A 722-nucleotide genomic window follows, 5' to 3' on the forward strand; every position below is an offset into this window, starting at 1 on the left:
TCAGCTTGTAGAGGAACCCTTGGTTCCTCTACAAGCTTTTTTAATGGTTTTGATTTTCCTGTTAGTTGAAATGGTGTTTTGAAGTATATAAGATGAAAAAAACTCTCCTTCACCTAGCTCAGCCGGTCTAGGTGAAGGGCAATCTTCTTCATGTTCTGACAGGCGGCTGTCAGTAACGCTTGTTCTGAAACTTTCTGTTTTCCGCGCAAACGACAATAACGCAGCCCATGCAGTTCTTTTGAATCTGCGAAGCTACGCTCAATTTTCTCTTTTCTCATTCGATAAATCCACTTTCCTTCATTGGAAAGCCGGTTCTGTCGAACCTGCTCTTTAGACCCCTCCCAGACATGACGAGTAATGGTTTTCTGGTGCTTATGATTTTGATTACACTGAGCTAACAGAGGACATGCCTTACACTTTGCTGGATCAGATTTATAGTGACGGTATCCTTCTCGATCGGTTGTGGCATAAGTTAACATCTCTCCTTGCGGACAGATATAATGATCTGGGTCTTCTTCATACTTGTATTTCCACTTTGGAATGAATCCTTTTCGTGATTGATACCGACGATGGGCAATAACGCCAAACACCTTTCGCTGAGCTAAACCATGACAAATCGGACTGGTAAGGTAACCGGCATCTAATCCAACGGCTTCAACATGAAATCCAAATCGCTTGATCTGACGGTCCAAACGCTGTAAATAAGGCTTCGAATCATGAAT

1 protein-coding gene is annotated in these 722 nt (G+C 42.7%); it reads right to left on the bottom strand.

What is annotated here, in order from left to right; genetic code table 11:
* Nucleotides 1–113: 113 nt before the first annotated feature.
* Nucleotides 114–722, bottom strand: a 609-nt coding sequence (locus PQ578_RS22365; protein ID WP_273837333.1) for a transposase, incomplete at its 5' end; no start/stop codon positions are given.

The sequence above is a fragment of the Guptibacillus sedimenti genome (genome assembly GCF_028610665.1).
GTDB lineage: Bacteria > Bacillota > Bacilli > Bacillales > Guptibacillaceae > Guptibacillus > Guptibacillus sedimenti.